Annotated in this window: 24 protein-coding genes and 1 riboswitch; of the genes, 19 read left to right on the plus strand and 5 right to left on the minus strand. The window is 66.9% G+C overall.

Features of this window, described 5'->3' with window-relative positions:
• Nucleotides 1–241 precede the first annotated feature (241 nt).
• Complete coding sequence (locus tag BLS52_RS03615; RefSeq protein WP_400583498.1) at nucleotides 242–2,557, plus strand: RelA/SpoT family protein; 2,316 nt, start codon at nucleotides 242–244, stop codon at nucleotides 2,555–2,557.
• Here BLS52_RS03615 and BLS52_RS03620 read toward each other — a convergent pair.
• From BLS52_RS03620 to BLS52_RS03630, 3 genes are all read right to left on the minus strand, one after another.
• Entirely contained in the window at nucleotides 2,554–3,189 is a 636-nt protein-coding gene (locus BLS52_RS03620) for a hypothetical protein (RefSeq protein ID WP_090584560.1), read from the minus strand. The genes BLS52_RS03615 and BLS52_RS03620 overlap by 4 nt on opposite strands.
• A gap of 115 nt (nucleotides 3,190–3,304) precedes the next feature.
• The gene (locus tag BLS52_RS03625) at nucleotides 3,305–4,873 is read right to left on the minus strand and encodes a DUF349 domain-containing protein (RefSeq protein WP_175460079.1); all 1,569 of its coding nucleotides are present in this window, start codon (nucleotides 4,871–4,873) and stop codon (nucleotides 3,305–3,307) included.
• Between the two features lie 52 nt (nucleotides 4,874–4,925).
• Nucleotides 4,926–5,711, minus strand: coding sequence for a peptidylprolyl isomerase (locus BLS52_RS03630; RefSeq protein ID WP_342707415.1), 786 nt, complete (start codon nucleotides 5,709–5,711; stop codon nucleotides 4,926–4,928).
• Between the two features lie 204 nt (nucleotides 5,712–5,915).
• Here BLS52_RS03630 and hisS point away from each other — a divergent pair, with 204 nt between their 5' ends.
• A complete protein-coding gene (hisS, locus tag BLS52_RS03635; RefSeq protein WP_090584562.1) occupies nucleotides 5,916–7,250 on the plus strand; it encodes a histidine--tRNA ligase in 1,335 nt (444 codons plus the stop codon).
• Nucleotides 7,251–7,260: 10 nt separating this feature from the next.
• Here the strand turns inward: hisS and BLS52_RS03640 are convergent, their stop codons facing one another.
• The gene (locus BLS52_RS03640; RefSeq protein ID WP_090584563.1) at nucleotides 7,261–8,499 is read right to left on the minus strand and encodes an APC family permease; all 1,239 of its coding nucleotides are present in this window, start codon (nucleotides 8,497–8,499) and stop codon (nucleotides 7,261–7,263) included.
• Nucleotides 8,500–8,622: 123 nt separating this feature from the next.
• On the opposite strand from BLS52_RS03640, the gene aspS reads away from it, so the two are divergent.
• The 9 genes from aspS (at nucleotide 8,623) to hisF (ending at nucleotide 16,459) form a co-directional block, all read left to right on the plus strand.
• Complete coding sequence (gene aspS, locus BLS52_RS03645; RefSeq protein ID WP_090584564.1) at nucleotides 8,623–10,425, plus strand: aspartate--tRNA ligase; 1,803 nt, start codon at nucleotides 8,623–8,625, stop codon at nucleotides 10,423–10,425.
• A gap of 134 nt (nucleotides 10,426–10,559) precedes the next feature.
• Nucleotides 10,560–10,695, plus strand: a riboswitch (FMN riboswitch).
• 140 nt (nucleotides 10,696–10,835) lie between these two features.
• On the plus strand, nucleotides 10,836–11,912 hold the full coding sequence (ribD, locus tag BLS52_RS03650; RefSeq protein WP_035777380.1) for a bifunctional diaminohydroxyphosphoribosylaminopyrimidine deaminase/5-amino-6-(5-phosphoribosylamino)uracil reductase RibD: 1,077 nt from the start codon (nucleotides 10,836–10,838) through the stop codon (nucleotides 11,910–11,912).
• Nucleotides 11,913–12,557, plus strand: a complete 645-nt coding sequence (locus BLS52_RS03655) for a riboflavin synthase (protein ID WP_090584565.1) — start codon at nucleotides 11,913–11,915, stop codon at nucleotides 12,555–12,557.
• The gene (gene ribB / locus BLS52_RS03660) at nucleotides 12,554–13,237 is read left to right on the plus strand and encodes a 3,4-dihydroxy-2-butanone-4-phosphate synthase (RefSeq protein ID WP_090584566.1); all 684 of its coding nucleotides are present in this window, start codon (nucleotides 12,554–12,556) and stop codon (nucleotides 13,235–13,237) included. Before BLS52_RS03655 ends, ribB begins: the two co-directional genes overlap by 4 nt.
• Complete coding sequence (gene ribA, locus BLS52_RS03665; RefSeq protein ID WP_090584567.1) at nucleotides 13,234–13,881, plus strand: GTP cyclohydrolase II; 648 nt, start codon at nucleotides 13,234–13,236, stop codon at nucleotides 13,879–13,881. The genes ribB and ribA overlap by 4 nt, the downstream gene beginning before the upstream one ends.
• Before the next feature lie 44 nt (nucleotides 13,882–13,925).
• Nucleotides 13,926–14,405, plus strand: a complete 480-nt coding sequence (gene ribH, locus BLS52_RS03670; RefSeq protein ID WP_090584568.1) for a 6,7-dimethyl-8-ribityllumazine synthase — start codon at nucleotides 13,926–13,928, stop codon at nucleotides 14,403–14,405.
• Between the two features lie 84 nt (nucleotides 14,406–14,489).
• Complete coding sequence (locus tag BLS52_RS03675) at nucleotides 14,490–14,753, plus strand: phosphoribosyl-ATP diphosphatase (RefSeq protein ID WP_026543680.1); 264 nt, start codon at nucleotides 14,490–14,492, stop codon at nucleotides 14,751–14,753.
• 79 nt (nucleotides 14,754–14,832) lie between these two features.
• Nucleotides 14,833–15,675: an ATP phosphoribosyltransferase gene (gene hisG, locus BLS52_RS03680; RefSeq protein WP_026543679.1), complete on the plus strand. Its 843-nt coding sequence runs from the start codon at nucleotides 14,833–14,835 to the stop codon at nucleotides 15,673–15,675.
• A 13-nt stretch (nucleotides 15,676–15,688) separates the two neighbouring features.
• On the plus strand, nucleotides 15,689–16,459 hold the full coding sequence (gene hisF, locus BLS52_RS03685; protein WP_090584569.1) for an imidazole glycerol phosphate synthase subunit HisF: 771 nt from the start codon (nucleotides 15,689–15,691) through the stop codon (nucleotides 16,457–16,459).
• A 48-nt stretch (nucleotides 16,460–16,507) separates the two neighbouring features.
• On the opposite strand, the gene BLS52_RS03690 is transcribed toward hisF, so the two are convergent.
• Complete coding sequence (locus BLS52_RS03690) at nucleotides 16,508–17,152, minus strand: TIGR03085 family metal-binding protein (protein WP_026543677.1); 645 nt, start codon at nucleotides 17,150–17,152, stop codon at nucleotides 16,508–16,510.
• 100 nt (nucleotides 17,153–17,252) lie between these two features.
• On the opposite strand from BLS52_RS03690, the gene hisI reads away from it, so the two are divergent.
• The 8 genes from hisI (at nucleotide 17,253) to lgt (ending at nucleotide 24,351) form a co-directional block, all read left to right on the plus strand.
• The gene (hisI, locus tag BLS52_RS03695) at nucleotides 17,253–17,654 is read left to right on the plus strand and encodes a phosphoribosyl-AMP cyclohydrolase (RefSeq protein WP_175460080.1); all 402 of its coding nucleotides are present in this window, start codon (nucleotides 17,253–17,255) and stop codon (nucleotides 17,652–17,654) included.
• Between the two features lie 75 nt (nucleotides 17,655–17,729).
• A complete protein-coding gene (locus BLS52_RS03700; RefSeq protein ID WP_090584570.1) occupies nucleotides 17,730–19,292 on the plus strand; it encodes an anthranilate synthase component I in 1,563 nt (520 codons plus the stop codon).
• Nucleotides 19,289–19,924: a Trp biosynthesis-associated membrane protein gene (locus BLS52_RS03705; protein ID WP_090584571.1), complete on the plus strand. Its 636-nt coding sequence runs from the start codon at nucleotides 19,289–19,291 to the stop codon at nucleotides 19,922–19,924. Before BLS52_RS03700 ends, BLS52_RS03705 begins: the two co-directional genes overlap by 4 nt.
• A gap of 89 nt (nucleotides 19,925–20,013) precedes the next feature.
• Complete coding sequence (locus BLS52_RS03710; RefSeq protein ID WP_245702682.1) at nucleotides 20,014–20,322, plus strand: HGxxPAAW family protein; 309 nt, start codon at nucleotides 20,014–20,016, stop codon at nucleotides 20,320–20,322.
• Entirely contained in the window at nucleotides 20,323–21,123 is an 801-nt protein-coding gene (gene trpC, locus BLS52_RS03715; protein WP_090584572.1) for an indole-3-glycerol phosphate synthase TrpC, read from the plus strand.
• A 54-nt stretch (nucleotides 21,124–21,177) separates the two neighbouring features.
• Nucleotides 21,178–22,497, plus strand: coding sequence for a tryptophan synthase subunit beta (gene trpB / locus BLS52_RS03720; protein ID WP_090584573.1), 1,320 nt, complete (start codon nucleotides 21,178–21,180; stop codon nucleotides 22,495–22,497).
• Nucleotides 22,494–23,294 carry a tryptophan synthase subunit alpha gene (gene trpA, locus BLS52_RS03725; RefSeq protein ID WP_090584574.1) on the plus strand — a complete coding sequence of 267 codons (801 nt, stop codon included), beginning with the start codon at nucleotides 22,494–22,496 and terminating at the stop codon, nucleotides 23,292–23,294. The genes trpB and trpA overlap by 4 nt, the downstream gene beginning before the upstream one ends.
• Nucleotide 23,295: 1 nt before the next feature.
• The gene (lgt, locus tag BLS52_RS03730) at nucleotides 23,296–24,351 is read left to right on the plus strand and encodes a prolipoprotein diacylglyceryl transferase (RefSeq protein WP_090584575.1); all 1,056 of its coding nucleotides are present in this window, start codon (nucleotides 23,296–23,298) and stop codon (nucleotides 24,349–24,351) included.
• Nucleotides 24,352–24,409: the final 58 nt, after the last annotated feature.

Consider the following 24,409-nt stretch of genomic DNA (forward strand, 5'->3'; position numbering starts at 1 on the left):
TGCATCCTGGGCCCGGCGCCGGGAGTACCGCGCGCACGAACTGCCGTCAAACATGCGCGGACGGCTTCACTGGCGGATAAACTTGGAGAGTCAACCAGGTGTGTGGCATGTTGTACCCTTACCCGTCCCGGTGGGGTTGGTAGGAACTGCAACGGAAGTGGGGTTTTGGGTGGCTGAAGCCAGTGGTCCCGGACGCCCGTCCGGGACCGGACCATCGTCGGCAGCGGGCATTGAACCGCGCGTGCAGCATGCCCGCGCGGCCGCTCCTGTCCAGGCGCCGCCGGCTCCTGCCGAAGGGCCTACCGCTCCCGGCCGCCGGGAGCGGACCCGTGCGCGCCTGGCCCGCCTTGCGGGCCGCGGCGCCGCCGACTATTCGCCCATTCTGGAACCGTTGCTGCGCACGGTACGCGCCAACAACCCCAAAGAGGACCTGGAATTCATCAAGCGCGCCTATGAGGTAGCGGAGCGAAGCCATGAAGGACAGAAACGCAAGAGCGGCGATCCGTACATCACCCACCCTGTCGCGGTAGCCACCATTCTGGCCGAGCTCGGCATGACCGGGACAACGCTCGCCGCCGCACTCCTCCACGACACCGTCGAGGACACCAGCTGCACGCTGGAGGACATCCGCCGCGACTTCGGCCAGGAAGTCGCCATGCTGGTGGACGGCGTCACCAAACTGGACAAGGTGTCCTTCGGGGACGCCGCACAGGCTGAGACGGTCCGGAAGATGGTCGTCGCAATGGCGAAGGACATCCGCGTCCTCGTCATCAAGCTGGCAGACCGGCTGCACAATGCCCGGACATGGCGCTTTGTCTCACCGGAGTCCTCAGCCCGCAAGGCGCGGGAAACCCTTGAGATCTTCGCACCGCTGGCACACCGACTCGGTATGAACACCATCAAGTGGGAGTTGGAGGATCTCTCCTTCGCGGCGCTCCACCCGAAGGTTTATGAAGAGATCGTCCGGATGGTCGGTGACCGCACCCCTGAGCGGGAAAAGCACCTCAACCTCGTTCGGGACCAGATCGGAGAGGATCTGCGCTCGGTGAAGATCAAGGCGACCATCACCGGGCGGCCGAAGCATTATTACTCGATCTACCAGAAGATGATCGTCCGGGGCAAAGACTTCGACGACATCCATGACCTGATGGGCGTGCGGGTCCTCGTTGATTCGGTACGCGACTGTTACGCGACCCTTGGCCAGCTGCACGCGCGGTGGAACCCCCTGCCCGGCAGGTTCAAGGATTACATCGCCATGCCCAAGTTCAACATGTACCAGTCGCTGCACACCACGGTCATCGGACCCGGCGGACGGCCGGTTGAAATCCAGATCCGGACCCATGACATGCACCGGCGTGCGGAATACGGTGTCGCTGCCCACTGGAAGTACAAGAACCAGGGTGGAGCGGGAACCAGCGGAGCCCCTGACAACAGCGACATGGGCTGGCTGCGCAGTCTGGTGGACTGGCAGCAGGAGACGTCGGATCCGGACGAGTTCCTCGACTCCCTCCGCTTCGAGATCAATGCCAGGGAAGTCTTCGTGTTCACGCCGAAGGGCGAGGTGATGGCGCTGCCTGCCGGCTCCACGCCGGTGGACTTCGCCTACGCCGTTCACACGGAAGTGGGCCACCGGACCATCGGCGCCAGGGTCAACGGCAAACTCGTTCCGCTCAACAGCGAGCTGAACCACGGTGACTGGGTGGAGATCTTCACCTCCAAGGCGGAGGGCGCCGGGCCGAGCCAGGACTGGCAGGGATTCGTCAAGAGCCCCCGTGCGCGCAACAAGATCCGGCAGTGGTTCACCAAGGAACGCCGCGAAGAGGCAATCGAGAAGGGCAAGGACCAGCTGACGCGCACCATGCGGAAGCAGAACCTTCCCCTGCAGCGCATGATGACGCACGATGCGCTCATGGCGGTGGCGCAGGAGCTCCGCCACGCGGACATCTCGGCGCTGTATGCCGCAGTGGGTGACGGCCACACCTCCGCCCAGAACGTCATCGAGCACCTTGTCGCACTCATGGGCGGTCATGCCGGGGCTGAGGACGACATCGCCGAGGCGACCGTTGCAACGCAGCCGCGGCGTCCCAAGTTCTCCGACTCGGGCGTAACCGTGCGCGGTGTCGGGGATGTGTGGGTCAAGCTGGCACGCTGCTGCACGCCGGTCCCTCCGGACCCGATTGTGGGCTTCGTAACGCGTGGGTCCGGTGTCTCGGTCCACCGGAACGACTGCCGAAATGTTCAGGAACTGCGGGACCAGCCGGACCGCATAGTCGACGTCGAATGGGCTCCCACCCAGTCGAGTGTTTTCCTGGTGGAAATCCAGGTCGAGGCGCTGGACCGCAAGAGCCTGCTCTCGGACGTCACTCGGGTGCTCTCCGAAAACCACGTGAACATCCTGGCCGCAAGCGTGAACACGTCGACGGACCGGGTGGCGATGTCGCGGTTCGCCTTTGAAATGGGTGACCCGAAGTACCTCAGCCACATTCTGAGTGCGGTACGGCGCATCGACGGGGTCTTCGACGTGTACCGCACCACCGGCTCACAGCGGCGGCTCTAGCGGCCGGTCCGCATGGCCTCCCGCAACCGGGCCAGGGCGCGAGCCTTGCCCGGCACGCGGGCTGCGTGCTCCAGCGACAGCACCACGAGGTGCAGCGGGCAGCGGAGTTCCGGCGCCGCAGCGATGTTCCTCAGCGCGTCCACCGCCCAGGAATCCTGTCCGTGGATTGCGACGTCGAGAGCCGTCCGCAGGGGCGAAGTCACTTCCACTCCTCCGATGGTGGAGAGATCACACGGTCCCAGGGTGACCTGGTGCATGACGGCCGGGCCGGACAGGGGAAGCGCAGTGGTCCGACGCCGGTGGTCGGTGACCAGGCTGACCACGGACGGAGCAGGAGCACACCCGTAAACCCAGGCGGCGGTCTGCCGGGCGAGCGCCACCCGCCGGTGCAGTGACCTCGGGACAGCGTTGAGCGCCGACTGGGCTCGGATGGCCGGAGTGGTCGGCTGGTCGGTGCGCACATAGGATTCCCCGCACACATGGACCATCAGGCCGTCGAGGCGCATTGCCTGAAGCTCAACGTGGCTGAAGATGGTTCCGCCGTGGAACAGGACTCCACCGGTGGAGTTGATGGCAAGGTTGCGGCGGGCACTCGGCTGCCCCTGCGCGGTGGATCCTTGCGTGGCTGGCATGCGTCAAGCTTCCCCAATGCGCCGGCAAAGGGAAAGTCCCGGCCGGCCCGTTGTGGATAACGGGCCGGCCGGGACTCACCTTCACACGGCTACGACGCGGGGGAACACGTTGGCGCTAGGAGAAGTCCTGTGCGGATTTCTGCAGCATGTCCAACCACTGCCTGCGTGCTTCCAGCGCCTCCCGCGCGGCGGAAATCCGGCGGGCGTCTCCGTTTTTCTCCGCGGCGGCGAGATCATCCTCGAGGGAGGCGATAGTACTCTCGAGCTGGCTGAGCGCGCTGTTGGTGCGTGCCTTGGTCTCGGGGTTGGTGCGCTGCCAGTGCTCCTGCTCGGCCGCCTGCACAGCGTCTTCAACCTCGCGCAGCCGCGCCTCAACTCGTCCCATGTCAGCCCTGGGGACCTTTCCGGCGTCTTCCCAGCGGTCGCGGATGGACTGCAGCGCCTTCCGGGCGGCAGCGACGTCCTTGACCGGCAGGAGCTGACGCGCTTCAGCGAGGAGGGCTTCCTTCACCACGAGGTTGGCTCCGTACTCCTCGTCGATGGCCTCGTTCGCCGCCTTGCGGGCAGCGAAGAACCTGTCCTGGGCGGCCCGGAACCGGGCCCACAGGGCGTCGTCATCCTTGCGGCTTGCGCGCTTGGAGGCTTTCCACTCGTCCATGAGCCGGCGGTATTCTGCAGCTGTATGCCCCCAGTCGGTGGAGGTGGAAAGTTCCTCCGCACGGCTGATGAGAGCTTCCTTGGCGCGCTTCGCGTCGGCGTTCTCGTTGTCGAGCTGCGAGAAGAAGGCCCTGCGGTGGCGGTCAAAGACGGTGCGGGCGGAGCGGAACCTCTTCCACAGCGCATCCTCCGTGCCGCGGCCCAGCCGCATGCCGGACTTCTGTGCGTTTTTCCACTGCTCGAACAGCTCGTTCATGCGGTTGCTGCTGGCTTTCCACTGCACGGTGGACGGATCCCGGCCGGCAATCTCCTCAGCTTCCGCCACAATTGCCTCACGTGCTTCCAGTTCCCGGGCCCGCGCGGCGTCCTGCTCCGACTTCTCGGCAGACTCAAGTTCCGCGATGTGCGTTGTCAGTGCATCCAGCCTCGCCTCCAGCGCCCGGACGTCCCCGACCATCTTGCGCTCGGCAACCTGTTCAGCGAGATGCGCTGCCGTCTTCCGCATGTCCGTGGTCGGTGCCTTGGCCTGGACCCGCTGCTCAAGCAGCGTGATCTGGCCTGCGACGTCGTCGTACTTGCGCACAAAGTAACCGAGCGCTTCCTCGCGGGAGGCATCCGGATACTGACCGACGGGAAACTCCTCCCCGTCGACGAGCAGGAACACATGCCCGTCTTCCTCCACCCGGGCAAATTTCTCTGCCTCCTCCAGGGGAGTGGAGTGGATCGGGGGAGCGGCGACAACCGCTGCAGCCGCCGGACCGCTGGGCCGGGGAGCCATGGCGGCCGGTGTGGGACGGGGCCGAGCCGCCTTGGCGGGTGTCGGAGCCGGGGCTGCAGGCAACGGGTCGGCTGCAGGCTGCGCCGGGGCCGGGGCGGGGGCCGGGGTGGAGGCAGTGGCAGGGGCCGGGGTGGCAGACTCCTGTTCCGTGGCCTCCCCGGAGGCAGGCGGCTCCGCGACGGTGTCCGGTGGGACGGTCCCGGCTGTGTCGGTTGCAGGCGTTTCGTCGGATTTCTGACTGTTTGTCACCGCTAGAAGTCTTTCGCTCGATGGACGGCGCTAACGGCCGTATCCCGTTTATTTACTGCAGGGTTAATGAGTCTATCGTCACAGGCGTGGCCGGGGTTCCGTCCTCGCTGCCGCCTTCCACACCGGCTTCGGCGACCTGCCGGACAACGTCCAGGCCGGAAGTCACCGAACCCATGATGGTGTACCCGCCGGTGTTCTGTGGAATCTGCGACTCCTTGTAGACGATGAAGAACTGCGTGCCGTTGCTGTCGGTGCTCGCGCCGCGCGCCACAGCGATTGCCCCCGCGGGGTAAACGCCGTCCTCCGGAGTGTTCTCCACGGGCCCCCACTGGTAGGCCGGGTCACCCGCGCCGTCCCCGTTGAGCGATCCGCACTGCAGTACCCCCATGGTCTCGGCCGTGGTGAGCCGGTGGCACGTCTTGCCCTCGAAGAAACCGTCCTCGGCGAGTGAGGTGAACACGGCGACAGCCTGCGGCGCCGCCGTTCCGTCAAGCTCCACGCCGATATCCCCGGCGCTGGTGGCAAGCATGCCCGTGAAGACCTTCCCCTCCGCGATGGAGGGATCCGGGATGTTCGCGCCGTTGGGTGCCGGTTCCGCTTCAGCGCTCTCGGCAACACCTGGTGCATCCTCCAGGGCGGCCATCTCGGCGGCCGTCGGATTGGAGCTGAACCAGAAGACCTGGAGTGCGACGGCGAGAGCCAGGACCGCTGCTGCCGCACCGCCAGCAATGGTGCTGTCCTTCCGGCGTCGGCTTTCCTGTGCGCGCTTCAGTTCGCGCTTCGCCTCGATCTGGCTGATATGGCGGCGCATTTCGCGTCCGCGCCGGTCAACGGCCACGGAACCTCCTGTGTCCGACGGTGGATCTGGGCGCTGCCCAGATATATCCGGGCACGCGCCCGGCCGGTTAGCAACGGCCTGACGCGTTCCCCTAAAATGAGTGCCGCAGACAGTGTAGGCACAGTGCGCTCCCGCCTCACGCTTCACCGCAGGATCCCCGGCCGACCGGTGGGGACACAAGCGATTCCAAGGAGAGTTCCTTACATGGCACGAAAGTCCTCGCTGTCCGGGTTTCCCGAATGGCTGCCTCAGGAGCGCCTCGTGGAGCTGCACGTCCTGGATACGCTGCGGCGTACCTTCGAGCTTCACGGATTCTCCAGCGTGGAGACGCGTGCCGTTGAAACGGTTGGCCAGCTGCTGCGCAAGGGCGAAATCGACAAGGAGGTCTATGCCGTATCGCGGCTGCAGGATGAGGACGCCGGAGCGGCCGGTGACGATGCCCTCGCGCTCCACTTCGACCTCACGGTTCCCTTTGCGCGTTATGTGGTCGAGAATGCGGGCCACCTTGCCTTCCCGTTCCGCCGCTACCAGATCCAGAAGGTCTGGCGCGGTGAACGCCCCCAGGAGGGCCGTGCCCGCGAGTTCACCCAGGCCGACATCGATGTGGTCGGTGACGGATCCCTGCCGTTCCGCTATGACGTTGAGCTGGCGCTGGTCATCGCGGAGGCGCTCGGCGCCCTGCCCATTCCCGAGTTCCAGCTGCGCATCAACAACCGGAAACTCGCGGAGGGGTTCTACCGCGGCATCGGCCTGACCGACACCCCGGGGGTGCTGCGCAGCATCGACAAGCTGGAGAAGATCGGTGCCGGGAAGGTTGCGGAACTCCTGAAGTCGGAACTCGGTGCCACCGACGAGCAGGCCCGCTCAGCCCTGAGCCTCGCAGCGATCCGCACCGAAGACACCTCGTTCGTGGAACAGGTGCGTGCACTCGGAGTGTCGGATCCGCTGCTGGACGAGGGCCTGGCCGAGCTCGAGCAGGTCATCGCCGAGGCAGTCAGGCGGGTGCCCGGGAGGGTTATCGCGGACCTCAGCATCGCCCGCGGCCTGGACTACTACACCGGAACCGTCTACGAGACTGTGCTCGTGGGCCACGAGTCCCTCGGGTCCATCTGCTCCGGAGGCCGCTACGACGCGCTGGCGAGCAAGGGCAACCGGACCTTCCCCGGCGTCGGGCTTTCCATCGGGGTCACACGCCTGGTGACGCGCATCCTGAACCAGGATTTCGCAGCGGCGTCCCGTCAGGTTCCGACGGCGGTGCTGGTCACCCTCGCCGATGACGATTCCTGGTCCGCCGCACAGGACGTCGCTGCCGCCCTGCGCGGCCGCGGCATCCCGGTGGAGGTGGCCGCCTCGGCGGAAAAGTTCGGAAAGCAGATCAAGTTCGCCGACCGCCGCGGCATCCCGTTTGTCTGGTTCACCTCAGCGGACGGGACGCACGAGGTCAAGGACATCCGGTCCGGCGAGCAGGTCCCTGCCGATCCGCTGTCCTGGAACCCGCCGGCGGGCGACCGGTGGCCGGCGGTTCTCCCGCGGGCCTGAACCGTCCCCGCTAGGTCTGGTGCCGGCGTCGTCGCATCAGCACTGCGGCGGCACGGCCAAGCAGTCCGACCAGAAGGATGGCCGTCATGGTCAGCACCGACTGGACCGGAAGGGTGAACGCGAGCACCAGGCACCCGACCAGGCCGAGAACATTCAGTGCCCGCGGCGCGTACCAGGGACGCGAAGACAGCGTGAGCGCTGAGAGGTTGGCCACCGCGTAATAGAGCAGAACGCCGAAGCTGGAGAAGCCCACTACAGTCAGGATGTCGGTTCCGAGCAGCAGCGCAATCACGACGACGGCGGTCGCCAGTTCAGCGACGAACGGCGTGGCGCGGCGAGCCGACACCGAGCTGAACGCACGCGGCAGGTCGCCTTCGCGCGCCATTGCGAGCGTGGTGCGGGCGATCCCGCTAATCAGGGCGAGTAACGCGCCGAGACTCGCCAGGGCAGCGGCAATCGAAACGGCAAGGAGTGGGACCGAGTCGTCGCTCAGGAACACCTCGGTCAGGGGAGCCGACGAGGCCGCGAGCTTCTCCGGGCCCACCGCCCGAAGCAGACCGACTGCGAGCAGCGTGTACAGCGCGAGCGTGAACCCCAAAGCGCTGAAGACGGCGCGCGGGATGTTGCGCGCGGGCTCGCGCACCTCCTCGCCCATCGTGGCAATGCGCGCATACCCGGCGAAAGCGAAGAACATCAGCCCTGCGGCCTGCAGGACGCCGGTGGGACCGGCAGGGGAGGCACCGCCGTCGTCTGTGGATTGCGCGAAGGCGACCACGATGACAAACGCGAGCACCGGCACCACCAGCGAAACGATGATCCGCGTCATCATGGCGGTACGCGTGATTCCCAGCAGGTTCACCACGGTGAGCGCCACCACCGCTGCGACTCCCGCAGCTTTTTCGAAGCCGGGGGCAGCGTAGAGTCCGAAAGTGAGCGCCATCGCCGCGCACGATGCGGCCTTGCCGGTGATGAAACTCCAGCCGGCGAGGAAACCGGGCCATTCACCGAGCTGGCGCCTGCCGTAGGTATAGGTACCGCCGCTGACCGGGTGCACTGCCGCCAGCTGGGCGGATGCGGCGGCGTTGGCGTAGGCAACCGCCGCGGCAAGGGCGACGGCGAGGGGCAGGAGGGATCCGGCCGCGGCAGCCGCAGGGGAGAAGACCACAAAGACACCGGCCCCGATCATCGAACCGATGCCGACCGTTGTGGCGTCGAACCCGCCCAGTTGTCTGTTCAGCGCCTGCGGCATGCGCGGGTCCCCGTCCCGTGAATGGTGTGGCCGGGAGTGCAACTCATCCGGCGGTAAACTCGAACCTAGCGATTCAATTCAGCGATCTAATCCACTGATCCTAACCACACCGGAAGGAATGCTGTGCTGCGCACACATGACCTTGGTTCCCTGCGGACCGGGCACATCGGACAAACCGTTACTCTTGCCGGATGGGTGGCCCGCCGTCGTGATCACGGTGGCGTGGCCTTCCTGGATCTGCGTGACGCCTCGGGCGTGGCCCAGGTGGTGGTCCGGGAAGAGGACGTGTTCGCTTCCCTGCGCAACGAGTACGTGCTGCAGATTACCGGCACCGTCGAAAAGCGGCCCGAGGGCAATGAGAACCCCGCACTTGCCTCCGGTGAAATCGAGGTCATCGCCGAGCAGGTGACCATCCTCAACACCTCCGATCCGCTGCCCTTCCAGATCGATGAGCACGTAGAGGTCGGGGAGGAAGCACGCCTGAAGCACCGCTACCTCGACCTCCGCCGTCCCGCCCCGAACGCAAACCTCCGCCTGCGCTCCGAAGCGAACCGCGTGGCCCGTGAGCTGCTGCACGGAGACGGGTTCGTCGAGATCGAAACCCCTACGCTCACCCGCTCCACCCCTGAGGGCGCCCGCGACTTCCTGGTCCCGGCCCGGCTGGCGCCCGGCTCCTGGTATGCCCTACCGCAGTCCCCGCAGCTCTTCAAGCAGCTGCTGCAGGTGGGCGGGTTCGAAAAGTACTACCAGATCGCGCGCTGCTACCGCGACGAGGACTTCCGGGCAGACCGCCAGCCCGAGTTCACGCAGTTGGACATCGAGGCCAGCTTCGTTGAGCAGGACGACATCATCGCGCTCGGCGAGGCGCTGGTGAAGGCACTGTGGAAGCTGATCGACGTCGAGATCCCTACGCCTATCCAGCGGATGACCTATGCCGACGCCATGGCCCGCTACGGCTCGGACAAGCCGGACCTGCGCTTCGGCCTCGAGCTCACCGAACTGACCGAATACTTCAGGGACACCGGCTTCGGTGTCTTCAAGGCGCCGTACGTGGGCGCGGTAGTCATGCCCGGCGGAGCCTCCCAGCCGCGCCGTCAGCTTGACGCCTGGCAGGAATGGGCCAAGCAGCGCGGCGCGAAGGGCCTGGCGTACGTCCTCATCGACGACGACGGCAGCCTGCGCGGTCCGGTGGCCAAGAACCTGACGGACTCCGAACGGGACGGTCTGGCCGCTGCCGTAGGCGCGAAGCCGGGCGACTGCATTTTCTTCGCTGCGGGCGAGAAGTCTCCATCCCGTGCGCTGCTGGGTGCCGCCCGGGTGGAAATCGGTCACCGGACCGGGCTCATCGATCCGGAGGCGTGGGCCTTCGTGTGGGTTGTGGACGCACCCATGTTCGAGCCCGCGTCGGTCGCTGTCGCGGCAGGCGACGTTGCCGTGGGAACCGGCGCCTGGACGGCCGTGCACCACGCCTTCACCTCCCCGAAGCCGGAGTTCCTTGACTCCTTCGACACGGATCCGGGCAGCGCGCTGGCCTACGCCTATGACATCGTCTGCAACGGCAACGAGATCGGTGGCGGCTCGATCCGTATCCACCGCCGTGACGTGCAGGAGCGGGTCTTCGCGGTCATGGGGATCAGCCCCGAGGACGCGCAGGAGAAATTCGGCTTCCTGCTGGAGGGCTTCAAGTACGGCGCACCTCCCCACGGCGGAATCGCCTTCGGCTGGGACCGCGTGGTCGCACTCCTCGCGGGCAGCGATTCCATTCGCGACGTCATCGCCTTCCCCAAGTCCGGCGGTGGTTACGATCCGCTCACCGCGGCTCCGGCTCCGATTACGCCGCAGCAGCGCAAGGAAGCCGGCGTCGATGCAAAGCCCGAGACCAGGGCCGCTGCCAGGGCCGAGCCGAAGGCGGAAGCCAGGGTCTAGCCACCGTCGGTCGGGTGCCCGGAGAGGGAAATGCAGGTGCGGTTCCCGCGCTATCCGAGTACTCAACGGTGGGCGCCCCGTGTTACGGACGCTTTCGGGTGCGCAGAAAAGTTGTGGAAGAATAAGCGTCGTACAACGTGCTCCGGGGTCGGTGTAATTCCGAACCGGCGGTTATAGTCCGCGACCCGCGCGCTGCCCCTGCGGCAGCAAGCGGTTGAACCGGTGAAATTCCGGTACCGACAGTTAAAGTCTGGATGGGAGAAGCGCGTGCAGCTTTGGCTGTGCCCTGTCGTCGGCGTCCTGCGCGCCCTTGGCAGTGCCGGCCCTTCCTGTCGATCCCCCGGAGCCCTAGAGCCAGGTGAGGGATACGACATGGGATTTTCTGCCGGAGCTTCCGGGTGGAGGCTGCCATGACCGGCGCCAGCCAGCCCTTGACCGCGCAGGAAATGATGGCGATGGAGCACGCGCTGCTCCTTGCCGGGCAGGGTGTGCGCGGCGCCAATCCGCTGGTGGGCGCCGTGATTCTCGACGACGACGGCGCCATGGTCGCCTCCGGTGCGCACCTGGGTGCCGGGACGGATCACGCAGAAGTGGCCGCCCTGAAAAACGCGGTCCAACAGGGCATCGACCCGGCCGGCTGCACGATGGTGGTCACCCTTGAGCCCTGCAACCACACCGGGCGTACCGCACCCTGCACCGAAGCGCTCCTGGCGGCTGGAATCTCCCGCGTTGTCTATGCGGCAGCTGACCCCAACCCCGAAGCAGCCGGAGGCGCCGCGCGGCTGGCCGGTCAGGGTATCGACGTCGCAGGCGGCCTCCTGGCCGATGCCGCCACTGAACTGAACCGCCGCTGGCTTGCCGCCGTCCGTGCCCGGCGTCCCTTCGTCACCGTCAAGGTCGCCCAGAGCCTCGACGCGCAGTCCGCCGCGGCTGACGGTTCCAGCCAATGGATCACCGGCCCGCACGCCCGCGCGGACGGACACTCGATCCGCGCCCGGGTCGATGCCGTCCTGGTGGGTACCGGCACGGTGCTGGCCGACAATCCGCGCCTCACCGCCCGGGCTCTTGACGGTGCCGACGCCGCCCGCCAACCGCTGCGCGTCGCCGTCGGGCTCCGCGATGTGCCGGCCGATGCCGCCATGCGCGGCGACCGGTTTGTGCACCTGTCGACCCACGATCCCGTTGCCGCCCTCGATGACCTGTACCGCAGGGGAGTCCGGCATGTCCTGATCGAGGGCGGACCGCAGCTGGTGGGCGTCTTCCTCATGGCGGATCTTGCCGATGAGCTTTTCGCCTACGTTGCGCCGATGCTTCTCGGCACCGGTGTGCCCGCGTTCCAGCGACTCGGCGTGGCCACACTCGCCGACGCTCACGTGTGGCGCCTCGATCCGGATGGCGCGGCGGCCGTCACCCAGCTCGGAGACGACGTCCGTCTCCATTTCAAGCCCATTGCGCCGGCCCCGGCGCACGTCGAGAAAGGCCATTGAGTGTTTACAGGAATAGTTGCCGGACGGGGTACCGTGACGTCCCTGCAGCGCTCCGCTGACGGTGACAGCGCGGTGCTGGTGTTCGACGCCGGAGCCACCGGATCCGGACTGGAGCCCGGCGGGTCCATTGCCGTGGACGGCGTGTGCCTGACTGCCACCACCATCCACGGCACCAGCATCAGTGTTGATGTGATGGGGGAGACCCTCGTCCGTACAACGATCGGGCGGCTGGAAGAGGGCGGATCAGTGAACCTTGAACGCTGCGTCCCGGCCGCGGGCCGGCTCGACGGCCACGTTGTGCAGGGCCACGTGGACGGGGTCGGAACGCTCCTTGAGCGCGAGGACCTCGGCTCCTGGGAGCGCCTCCGGTTCAGCGTCCCCGTACCGCTGGACCGGTATGCCGCGGAGAAGGGCTCCGTCGCCGTGGACGGCGTCTCACTCACCGTGACCGCCGTCAGCCAGCCGGGTGCGTCCGAGCCCTGGTTCGAGGTCGGGCTCATTCCGACCACCCTGTCGGAAACGGGCCTCGGAGCAAAGAGCATCGGGGATCCGGTGAATCTCGAGATGGACGTCCTGGCCAAGTACGCTGAGCGGCTCCTCTCGTTCGCCGGACACGGGCGCGCACAGCAGGGAGCGGGCGTATGAGCCTTGATGGTAACGCCCAGGCGGCCGGGGAACAGGGCGGTATAGCGCTGGACATCCGGCTGGACCCGGTGGAGGCGGCTGTCGAGGCCATGGCGGCGGGACGCGCCGTCGTCGTCGTCGACGACGCCAACCGTGAAAATGAAGGCGACATCATCTTCGCCGCCCAGTTCGCCACTGCCGAGCTGACCGGGTGGACCATCCGGTACACCTCCGGCGTGCTCTGTGTACCGGTGACCGGGGAAACCGCTGACCGGCTGGCGCTGCCGGCCATGGTACTCAACAACCAGGATTCGAAGCAGACCGCCTACACCGTCTCCTGTGATGCGGCGGTCGGCGTGAGCACTGGAATCAGCGCGGCGGACAGGGCATTGACCGCGCGCGTGCTCGCCTCCGCGTCTTCCACCCCGTCCGATCTCACCCGGCCGGGCCACATGTTCCCGCTCCGGGCGGTGGACGGCGGGGTGCGGGAGCGGCGGGGACACACCGAAGCCGCGATCGACCTCTGCCGGCTGGCCGGCGTCGAGCCGGCTGCCGTCATTGCCGAGGTCACCCACGACGACGGCGGCATGATGCGCCTGCCCGCGTTGCGGGAATTCGCCACCCGCTTCCAGGCGCCGCTGATTTCGATCGAGGACCTCGCGGCCTATCTGGCTGCGAGGGAAACCGGAGCTGCGGAATGAGTGCGGTGGTTGGCGGCCCGGTGGTCAGCATCCCGACGGCATTCGGATCCTTCCGCGCGCAGGCCTGGGTGGACACGGCGTCCGGTGTGGAGCACCTGACCATGTCCTCACCGGGCACCAACGTTGCCGACGGCGCACCGCTGGTCCGGATGCATTCGGAGTGCCTCACCGGCGATGTGTTCGGCTCCTACCGCTGTGATTGCGGTGAGCAGCTGGAACAGGCCCTCGGACTGATCCAGGAGCAGGGCGGAACGGTGGTCTACCTGCGCGGGCAGGAGGGCCGCGGAATCGGGCTCGCAAACAAGCTGCGGGCCTACGCACTGCAGGAAAACGGCGCCGACACGGTGGAGGCGAACGAGCAGCTGGGACTGCCCGTCGACGCGCGGGACTACCAGGCCGCAGCCGAGATCCTCACGCACCTGGGAATCACGACGGTCCGGCTCCTGAGCAACAACCCGGTAAAGCGCGAGCATCTTGAGCGGTACGGCATCGCCGTGGAATCGATGGTTCCCTCCGAGATTCCGTCGCGGCTGGAGAACCAGCACTATCTTGAGACCAAACGCGACCGCCTCAACCACCAGCTGTCCCACCTCGAGGAGCGGTTCCACCAGCGCCCCCAGGAAAAGATCGTCCAGCAGAGCTGACGCCTGCTCTTCCAATTCCCGAATATCCCTACCGAAGGAGAACCATGGCCGGACACGGCGCGCCCACCATCGACATCAGCGGCATCGGCCGCGAGCAGCCGCTCCGGCTCGCCGTCATCGCGGCCAGCTGGCACACCGCCATCATGGACGGACTGCTCGACGGCGCCCGCCGGGCGGCAGCGGACGCCGGCGTCGAACCCGATGTGATCCGGGTTCCCGGCAGCTTTGAGCTTCCGGTCGCTGCAGCGCGGCTGGCACCGCACTATGACGCCGTCGTCGCGCTCGGTGTGGTCATCCGGGGCGGAACGCCCCACTTCGAGTACGTGTGCCAGGCCGCGACGTCGGGACTCACGGACGTCAGCGTCCGCACCGGCGTGCCGGTGGGCTTCGGTGTGCTGACCTGCGATACGGAAGACCAGGGCCTGGACCGCGCGGGGCTGGCAGGATCCAGCGAGGACAAGGGCTACGAGGCCACAGCCGCCGCGCTGGCCACGGCATCCGTGCTGGCGCCGTGGAACCGGTGACCGTGCGGCCGTGCAGCATAGAGATTCGTCACACACAATGGGCGCGATACGGCGGATCCCGTGCAACCCAGTAACCTTGACAGAGTGAAATCCTTCGACACCCTGTTCGCTGAGCTGAGCGAGAAAGCTGCCGCCCGCCCGGCCGGGTCCCGCACCGTGGCCGAACTGGAGTCAGGCGTGCACGGCATCGGCAAGAAGGTGGTCGAGGAGGCCGCCGAGGTGTGGATGGCTGCGGAGTATGAGTCCAATGAGGCGGCCGCCGAGGAAATTTCCCAGCTGCTGTACCACCTTCAGGTGATGATGATCGCCAAGGGGCTCACGCTGGAGGACGTCTACAAGCATCTGTAGCCGCGCGCCCGGATCCCGGGAACAATCCACGCGCGGCACGCCGCCAGCCTAAGGAAACCCTCCTCATGCAAGGAAACCCATGCTTCGAGTAGCAGTCCCCAACAAAGGATCCCTGTCAGAATCCGCCTCCGCCATGCTCAGCGAGGCGGGATACCGCCAGCGCCGCGACACCCGCGAACTGGTGATGGTGGATCCGGAAAATGAAATCGAATTCTTCTTCCTGCGCCCGCGCGACATCGCGGTGTACGTCGGCTCCGGAACGCTCGACGTCGGAATCACCGGCCGTGACCTCTTCCTCGACGCCCAGGTGGACGCCGAGGAACTCCTTCCCCTCGGCTTCGGAGCGTCAACCTTCCGGTTCGCCGGGCCGGTAGGGCACTTCGCCTCCGTCGCCGAGCTCGAGGGACGCCGGCTGGCCACCAGCTACGACGGACTGCTGCGCGCGTTCCTGGCCGAAGAGGGCGTCGCGGCGACAGTGGTGCGCCTCGACGGTGCGGTGGAATCGTCAGTACGGCTCGGCGTCGCCGACGCAATCGCCGACGTCGTGGAGACCGGCAATACGCTCAAGGCCGCCGGCATGGAGATCTTCGGCGATCCGATCCTGCGCAGCGAAGCGGTCCTGATCGGTCGCCGCGGGTCCGCTCCGGCAGGGCTCGACATCCTGATGCGCCGCCTCCAGGGAGTGCTCGTGGCGCGCCAGTACGTCCTGCTCGACTATGACATCCGCAAGGAACTGGTCGACCAGGCCGCCGCCCTGACACCCGGCCTCGAATCGCCCACCATCTCACCGCTGCGCGACTCCGAGTGGGTGGCGGTGCGGTCCATGGTGAAGCGCAACAGCACCAACCGGATCATGGATGAGCTCTATGACCTCGGCGCCCGTGCCATTTTGGTCAGCACCATCCACGCGTGCCGGATCTAGGGCGGGTCAACCAATGAGTGTGGCAATCCGCGTGATTCCCTGCCTCGACGTCGATGCGGGCCGTGTGGTCAAGGGCATCAACTTCGAAGACCTCCGCGATGCCGGTGACCCGGTTGAACTGGCGCACCGCTACGACCGCGCCGGAGCCGACGAACTCACGTTCCTCGACGTCACCGCGTCTTCCGGGAACCGCGCCACCACCTTCGACGTGGTCGCGAAGACCGCCGAGGAGGTCTTCATCCCGCTCACCGTCGGCGGCGGGGTCCGGGAGATTTCCGACGTCGACCGGCTGCTGCGTGCCGGCGCGGACAAGGCTTCCATCAACACCGCAGCGGTCGCACGCCCGCAGGTCATCGACGAGATCACGTCCCACTTCGGATCGCAGGTCCTGGTGCTCAGCCTCGACGCGAGGCGCACGCATGATGGTTCAACGCCGTCGGGCTTTGAAGTCACCACGCACGGGGGCCGGAAAGGCACCGGGATTGACGCGGTTGCCTGGGCGCGTGAGGCTGCAGAGCGCGGGGTGGGGGAGATCCTGCTGAATTCGATCGACGCCGACGGCACCCGTGAGGGCTTTGACCTGGAGATGATCCGGGCCGTCCGCGCCGCTGTGAAGGTTCCGCTCATTGCGTCCGGCGGAGCCGGCGAGCCGTCCCACTTCCCACCGGCGGTCGCAGCGGGCGCCGACGCGGTGCTCGCCGCATCGGTCTTCCACTTCGGTCCGGTCGATGCCATCGCCGAGGTCAAGCGGGCCATCCGGAACGCCGGATTCCCCGTTCGCTGACTCCCGGGCACCGCAACGGTGCGCTGAGTTCCTGCCCGGCGGGCCCGGTCAGAGGCCGACTTCCGCGCTTTCGAGCAGGGCGACGGCGTCGGGCTGCCCCTCAAAGGTGACGAGCGCATGACGGGTGCGTCCGTGAGCGTGCATGAGCAGTTCGCCGGGCTCACCGACAATCGCCACTGAGACAGGCGCACGCTTGGCCACGTGCCGCGGCCCGTCGGGACGTACCAGGACAATTCCCAGGTCCACGCCGCGGTAGAGAATGGCTGCGCGTTTGATCAGCTCATCCCAGAGCGCGTTCGAGTAGTCCTCATCCAGCGCGCGCGGCGCCCACCGGCTCGTTGCCCGGCGCACGTCTTCCGTGTGCACGAAGTACTCGATGAGGTTGGTGCTGGTGTCAAGCGACGGCAGGCGCATCGGAGAGTAGAACGGGTGTCCCTTGCGGAAATCGTTGACCAGCTTTTCATAAGCCTGGGTGGACGAGCATTTCGCGGCCAGCGACCGGGTGGCTTTCTCCGACACCACCGAGAGCGGCTTGATGAGCGCGCCGATTCCGACGGCGGGCCGATGACCGCGCAGGTAGAGGTGCGCAGCGAGCTCCTTGGTCTGCCAGCCGTCGCACAGCGTGGGTGAGTGAGGCCCGGCCGCCAGCAGGGTTTCGGACAGGACTTCACGGGAAGGATCAACGAAATGCATCACTGCTGAAAATAGCATGACGGACGCCCTGCGCGCGCGGTTCCGGCACCGGCCGCCCTCAATGCAGCGGCCCGTCGCGGCACGACTAGAATCAGTTGCGATGTCACAACACCCCGAACCCGCCGCACTGCCCGAGCCCAACGAGGCACCCGAACTCGACCCCGCCGTCGCCGGGGCGCTCAAGCGGGATGCCGCCGGCCTTGTCGCCGCGATCATCCAGGCCCACGACACCGGTGAGGTGCTGATGCTGGGCTGGATGGATGACGAGGCGCTCCGGCGGACCCTCAACAGCGGCCGGGTGACGTTCTACTCGCGGTCCAGGCAGGAATACTGGCGCAAGGGAGACACCTCGGGCCATGTGCAGTATGTGAAATCGGTCGCACTGGACTGTGACGGGGACGCGCTGCTGGTCCGCGTGGACCAGGTGGGCGCCGCATGCCACACGGGCACCCGGACCTGCTTCGACGGCAGGGACCTTGCCGCCGTCGTCGGGTCCGCATAAACGCCGCCTGCGGCGTAGTAAACCACCAGCCCGTCCGCGCTCAGGCCGGACGCGAGGATTGAGGAAATGCATCTCATGGACGAGCTCGGAGTAATCAGTCCCAGCCTGGAGGAGTTCCGGGCCCTGGCACGGGACCGGCGGGTGATCCCGGTCCGCCTGACGGTACTGGATGATGCCCATACGCCGATCGGCATCTACCGGAAGCTGACCGACGGCCACCCCGGAACCTTCCTCATGGAGTCGGCCGCAGAGGGTGGGGTCTGGTCGCGGTACTCGTTCATCGGCGTCAATTCCCGGGCGACGCTGACCACCAGGGACGGCGAGGCATGCTGGCTCGGCGAGCCGCCGGCCGGGGTGCCCGTGGACGGTAACCCGGTCGAAGCCCTTCGCCGGACCGTGGAAGCACTCCAGACAGCCCGCTTCGACGGCCTCCCGCCCTTTACCTCCGGCATGGTCGGGTTCATCGGCTGGGAGTCCGTCCGCCACTGGGAACGGCTTACCTCCCCGCCGGAAGATGACCTGGACCTGCCCGAGCTCGCCATGAACCTCGTCACCGATATGGCCATTCATGACAACGCGGGCGGCAAGGTCACCCTCGTGGCCAATGCCATCAACTACGACAACTCGTCCGAGCGGGTCGACGAGGCCTGGCACGACGCCGTCGGGCGCCTCCGGAGCATGCTGCAGCGTCTCGCCGGCGCATCCCATCAGCCGGTGTCGGTACTGGCTGACGGTGCCGCGGACACCGCCTCGCTGATGTCTCGTGTCCGGGAACGGTGGGACCGCGACCGCTACCTCGCCGCGATCGAGCGCGGTAAGGAGGCAATCGTCGACGGCGAGGTGTTCCAGGTGGTTATTTCGCGCCGGTTCGAACTCGATTGCGAGGCATCGGCGCTGGACGTCTACCGGGTGCTGCGCACCACCAATCCGAGCCCCTACATGTACCTTTTCAGCCTTGAAGACACGGCTGGGCGTCCCTATTCCATTGTCGGTTCATCTCCGGAAGCGCTCGTCACGGTCAACGGTTCCGAAGTGATTACGCACCCGATCGCCGGTTCCCGTCCGCGGGGGAAGACCGGTGAACAGGACCGCCTGCTCGCCGAGGAACTCCTTGCCGATGAAAAGGAGCGCGCCGAGCACCTCATGCTGGTGGACCTCGCGCGCAACGACATCTCCAAGGTGTGCCGGCCCGGCACGGTGGACGTCACGCAGTTCATGGAAGTCGAGCGGTTCAGCCACATCATGCACCTTGTCTCCACCGTCGTCGGGCAACTGGATCCGGCGCGCACGGCATACGACGTGCTGGCGGCCACGTTCCCCGCGGGTACCCTGTCCGGGGCGCCCAAGCCGAGGGCGCTGAGGCTGCTCGACGAACTTGAACCCCATAAACGGGGAATCTATGGGGGAGTGGTGGGCTACTTCGACTTCGCAGGGGACATGGACATGGCCATCGCCATCCGGTCGGCGCTGCTGCGCGACAACCGCGCCTACGTACAGGCCGGCGGCGGCATTGTCGCCGATTCCGAGCTGGAAGCCGAAGCCCTGGAAACGGTCAACAAGGCCGCCGCGCCCTTGCGGGCGGCCCTGATGGCAAGGAGCCTCCGCCCGGTGTCCGGGCCCGGCACGGGCACAGCGTGAGTTCCCGACCGGCGTCGGACCCGCCGGCTGCCCCCCGCACACCGGCACTGCGGCGCCGGGGCGTCGTCGTGCTGGGAACCGTGGTCGCCGCCCTGGCCGCCTTCGGCAGCACCACCCAGACCTGGCTTTCGGTGACCCTGCCGCAAACCGCCGTCCAAACCCCCGCCATTCAGGTTCCGGGCTCGGAGGCCGCGACGGCGGTGACCGCCTTTGCACTGGTGGGCCTGGCTGCCGCGCTGGCGGCGTCGATCGCAGGCCGGGTGGCGCGGTTCATCATCGCGGCCATTCTGACCGTGGCCGGTGTGGGCATAGCCTTCAGCAGCATCGCTGTCGCCACTGATCCGGCGTCCTCTGCGGCGCCGGCCATCGGCGAGGCACTGGGCGTCACGGGCCAGGACGGGGTATCGGTTGCCGGCACCGCCATGCCGTGGCTGGCCGCGCTGGCAGGCACTGCCCTGGTGGTGTGCGCGGTGTGGCTGATTGTCGCCGGCCGAAGCTGGCGCACCGCCCGCCGGTACCAGAGCGGGAAGGAACAGCCGGTCACCCCGGAGGGGGCGGCAAAGACCGATGCGAACGGTGACGAGATAGACAGCTGGGACAGCCTCAGCCGGGGTGAGGACCCCACCGGGTGAGCGTGCACCGCTGACCAGCCGCGCCGAATCAGTCCGCCGCCGAATCAATGGCAGAATGGACTGCAGACCACAGCACAAGGAGATACGCCATGGCCAAGACCGCGCCTGAAACCGGTACCAACGACACCCCTATGGTTGAGCATTCCGCGGCCCATGATGAAACCATCGGACACGGCAACAGCCCCGCAGCGTGGACCGCGGTCTTCGTGATGCTGGCCGGCGCCGCCCTGTCCTCTTTCGCATTCATCTTCGCCAGCACGGAAGGCAACAAGGACGCCGGCACCATTCTGTTCTGGATCGGCGTCCTCATCATGGTGATCGGCCTCGCGCTCGGAATCATCCTGAAGAAGGCTGGATTCGGCGTCGGCGGCCACCGGCTCAAGAACTCCGGGGACTAAGTGAGCGTTCTCGACGACATCATCGCCGGCGTCCGGGAAGACCTCGACGTCCGCAGGCAGAAGCTCTCCCTCGATGAGGTGCAGACCCTGGCCCGTCAGGCGCCGGCGCCCCGGGATGCGCTCGCGGCGCTCACGCCGCGGGCTGGAGGAGTACGCGTCATCGCCGAGGTGAAGCGGAAGAGCCCCTCAAAGGGGGACCTTTCAGCCATCCAGGATCCAGCGGAACTTGCCGCAGCGTATGAGCGCGGCGGCGCTGCGGTGATCAGTGTCCTGACCGAGGAACGCCGTTTCGGCGGATCCCTGGCAGACCTTGACGCAGTCCGCGCAGCAGTGGATCTTCCACTGCTGCGGAAGGACTTCACCGTCGATGAGTACCAGATCTGGGAAGCCCGCGCCCACGGCGCCGACCTGATCCTCCTCATCGTCGCCGCGCTCGACGACGCCACGCTGGACTCCTTCCTGAAGCTCACGGAACGCCTCGGCATGCACGCCCTCGTCGAAACGCACACGCCCGAGGAAGTGGAACGCGCCGTTGCCGTCGGAGCCAGGATCATCGGCGTCAACGTGCGCAACCTGAAAACCCTCGAGATCGACCGCTCGGTTTTCGCTGCGCTGGCGGGGCTCATTCCGGCCGGTGCGGTAGTGGTCGCGGAGTCGGGCGTCCGGGACATCGCTGACGTCGAGACCTTCGTTGCCGACGGAGCGCAGGCCGTCCTCGTCGGGGAAGCACTGGTCCGCCACTCCAACCCCGAACTCACGGTCGGCGAGTTCGCGCGGGCCGGCAGCGCATTGCATCACTGAGGTTGTCGCCCACGGGACGGACAGCCGCACACCATACGACAGGACAGCAGGTTCATGACCGACACCCCACAGCCCCAGTCCGTGACTGAGGGCGCTGCAGAGGCATTTCTGGCTGGAGGATCATTGCGCCACGCGCAGGGTCCGTATTTCGGGGCCTATGGCGGACGCTGGATGCCCGAATCGCTGATCGCGGCGCTGGACGAGCTCGAGGACACCTTCGAGAAGGCCAAGTCGGATCCCGAGTTCCTGGCGCAGGTCGCAGAGCTCAACCGGACCTACTCCGGCCGGCCGTCGCTGCTCACCGAGGCCCGCCGGTTCGCCGAGCATGCCGGCGGAGTGCGCGTGTTCCTCAAGCGTGAGGACCTGAACCACACCGGCTCCCACAAGATCAACAACGTGCTGGGCCAGGCCCTGCTCGCCAAGCGCATGGGCAAGACCCGCGTGATCGCCGAAACGGGCGCAGGCCAGCACGGCGTGGCGAGCGCCACCGCCGCAGCCCTGCTGGGACTCGAGTGCGTTGTCTACATGGGGGCGGAGGACTGCCGGCGTCAGGCGCTCAACGTTGCCCGCATGCAGCTGCTCGGTGCGGAGGTCATCCCGGTGACCAACGGATCCCAGACGCTGAAGGACGCCATCAATGACGCCCTGCGGGACTGGGTGGCCAACGTCCAGACCACCCACTACCTGTTGGGAACAGCGGCCGGCGCCCACCCCTTCCCGGCCATGGTCCGGTACTTCCACGAGGTCATCGGCGAGGAGGCACGCGAGCAGATCCTCAGCGCGACCGGCAGGCTTCCCGACGCCGTCTGCGCCTGTATCGGCGGCGGCTCCAACGCCATCGGGATCTTCCACGGCTTCCTCGACGACCGCGAGGTCGCCCTGTACGGGTTTGAGGCGGGCGGCGACGGGGTCGATACCGGCCGGCATGCTGCCACCATCACCCTCGGCCGCCCAGGCGTCCTCCACGGCGCACGCTCGTACCTGATGCAGGACGACGACGGCCAGACCATTGAATCCCACTCCATCTCGGCGGGCCTGGACTACCCGGGCGTCGGCCCGGAACATGCGTTCCTCGCGGATATCGGCAGGGCCAGCTACGAGCCCATCACCGACGCTGAAGCGATGGAAGCATTCCGTCTCCTCTGCCGGACGGAGGGCATCATCCCCGCCATCGAATCCGCGCACGCGCTTGCCGGAGCACTGAAGGTGGGGCAGCGCCTGGCGGCGGAGCCGGGCGATCCCGCAGAAAAGATCATCGTCGTGAACCTTTCAGGCCGCGGCGACAAGGACGTGGCAACTGCGGCGGAGTGGTTCGACCTGCTGCCCGAAGACAGTGCCGAGGCCGAAATCGGCGCCGAAGGGGAACAACTGTGAGCACCGAAACCCTGAGCAAGTCCGCCGCCGCGATCGAGCGGGCCCGCGCCCAGGGACGCACCGCCCTGGTGGGTTATCTGCCGGCGGGCTTCCCCGACGTCCAGACCACCATTGACGCAGCCGTTGCGATGGCGGAAAACGGCGTGGACCTGATCGAGATCGGAATTCCCTACTCGGACCCCGTGATGGACGGGACCGTGATCCAGGAGGCAACCGTCGAGGCTCTCCGGAACGGTTTCACCGTGCGGCAGATCTTCGATGTTGTCGCCGGGATCACCAGCCGCACCGATGCGGCGGTCCTGGTCATGACCTACTGGAACCCGGTCATGCGCATGGGCGTCCGCGAATTCGCGAGCCGTCTTGCCGAAGCCGGCGGCGCGGGCCTCATCACACCGGACCTTATTCCTGACGAGGCTGCAGAATGGCTTGCGGTGTCCGACGAGTTCGGCCTGGACCGCGTCTTCCTCGTCGCCCCCTCCAGTTCCCCGGAGCGCATGCAGTCCACCGTGGACGCCACCCGCGGATTCGTCTACGCGGTGTCCATCATGGGAATCACCGGTGCGCGCTCCTCCGTGAGCTCGGCAGCGCGTGAGGTTGTCGCAGCCGCTCATCGTGCCGGTGCAGAACGGGCCTGCGTGGGACTCGGGGTTTCAACCGCGGAGCACGTCCGGGAAATCGGAGCCTACGCCGACGGCGTCATTGTCGGCACCGCACTGGTTGCAGCCCTGCGCGACGGCGGCGTCGAAGCCGTGGCTGCCCTGGCGAAGGACCTGAGTACCGGAACCCCGAAGGGCTGAGATGATCCCCGCGAGTATTCCCAGCCCGCCTGCGGAGTGGGCCAGTTTTTCGATCGGCCCGGCCACCATCCACGCCTACGCACTGTGTATCCTCGCCGGGATCATCGTTGCCCTGCTGCTGACCTCTGCCCGCTGGAAGCGCTACGGCGGTAACCCCGACGTCGTCTGGGACATTGCCATCTGGGCTGTCCCTTTCGGCCTGATCGGCGGCCGTCTCTACCATGTGTTCTCCTCGCCGGATGCCTACTTCGGCCCCGACGGCGACCTCTCCCGCATACCCCGGATCTGGGAGGGCGGCCTGGGCATCTGGGGCGCCGTCGCACTCGGAGCGGTGGGAGCCTGGATAGCCTGCCGGCGCGCCGGAGTTCGCCTGGCGGCCTTCGCCGATGCTGCGGCGCCCGGCGTGCTGCTTGCCCAGGCAATCGGCCGCTGGGGCAACTGGTTCAACCAGGAACTGTTCGGTGCTCCCACCGACCTGCCCTGGGGCCTCGAAATCGACCCGGACAACGCCAACTTCCCCCCGGATGCCGATCCGGGGACGCTGTTCCATCCCACCTTCCTGTACGAGTCGCTCTGGAACCTGGCCGGTGTTGCCCTGCTGCTGCTTCTGGACCGCAGGTTCTCCCTGCGCGGCGGACGGATGTTCTGGCTGTACGCCGCGTACTACACCGCCGGCCGGGTATGGATCGAGGCGCTGCGCATTGACGACGCCGAAATGATCTCCATTCTCGGCGTGACCCAACGCCTGAATGTCTGGACCAGCGTGCTGGTCCTTGTGGTCTCCCTGGCGATCTTCTGTTACCTCTCCGTGAAGCAGCGTGGCGCGACGGAGCACTCTGTCTACCTTCCTGGCCAGGCACCTGTTGACACCGGTGACAACGAAACTGCAGCGGTTCCGGTTGATAACAGATCGGGCGCAGACGTCCATAGTCCGGACACTTCCGCTGGGAAAAGTCCGGATCGTGGTAATCTTCCAGAAATAAAAGATGCCTCAGGTACGTCCGCGTCCGCGGAAACAGCCCCCGAGGATCCCCGGGAATCAGACTCCCGGAAATAGTGTCCAGCGGGGCTACCGCCCCAATGCAGGGACACCGTCACAGCGTCGTGGCTCTGCT

The sequence above is a fragment of the Arthrobacter subterraneus genome (assembly GCF_900099735.1).
GTDB classification, from domain to species: domain Bacteria; phylum Actinomycetota; class Actinomycetes; order Actinomycetales; family Micrococcaceae; genus Arthrobacter_D; species Arthrobacter_D subterraneus.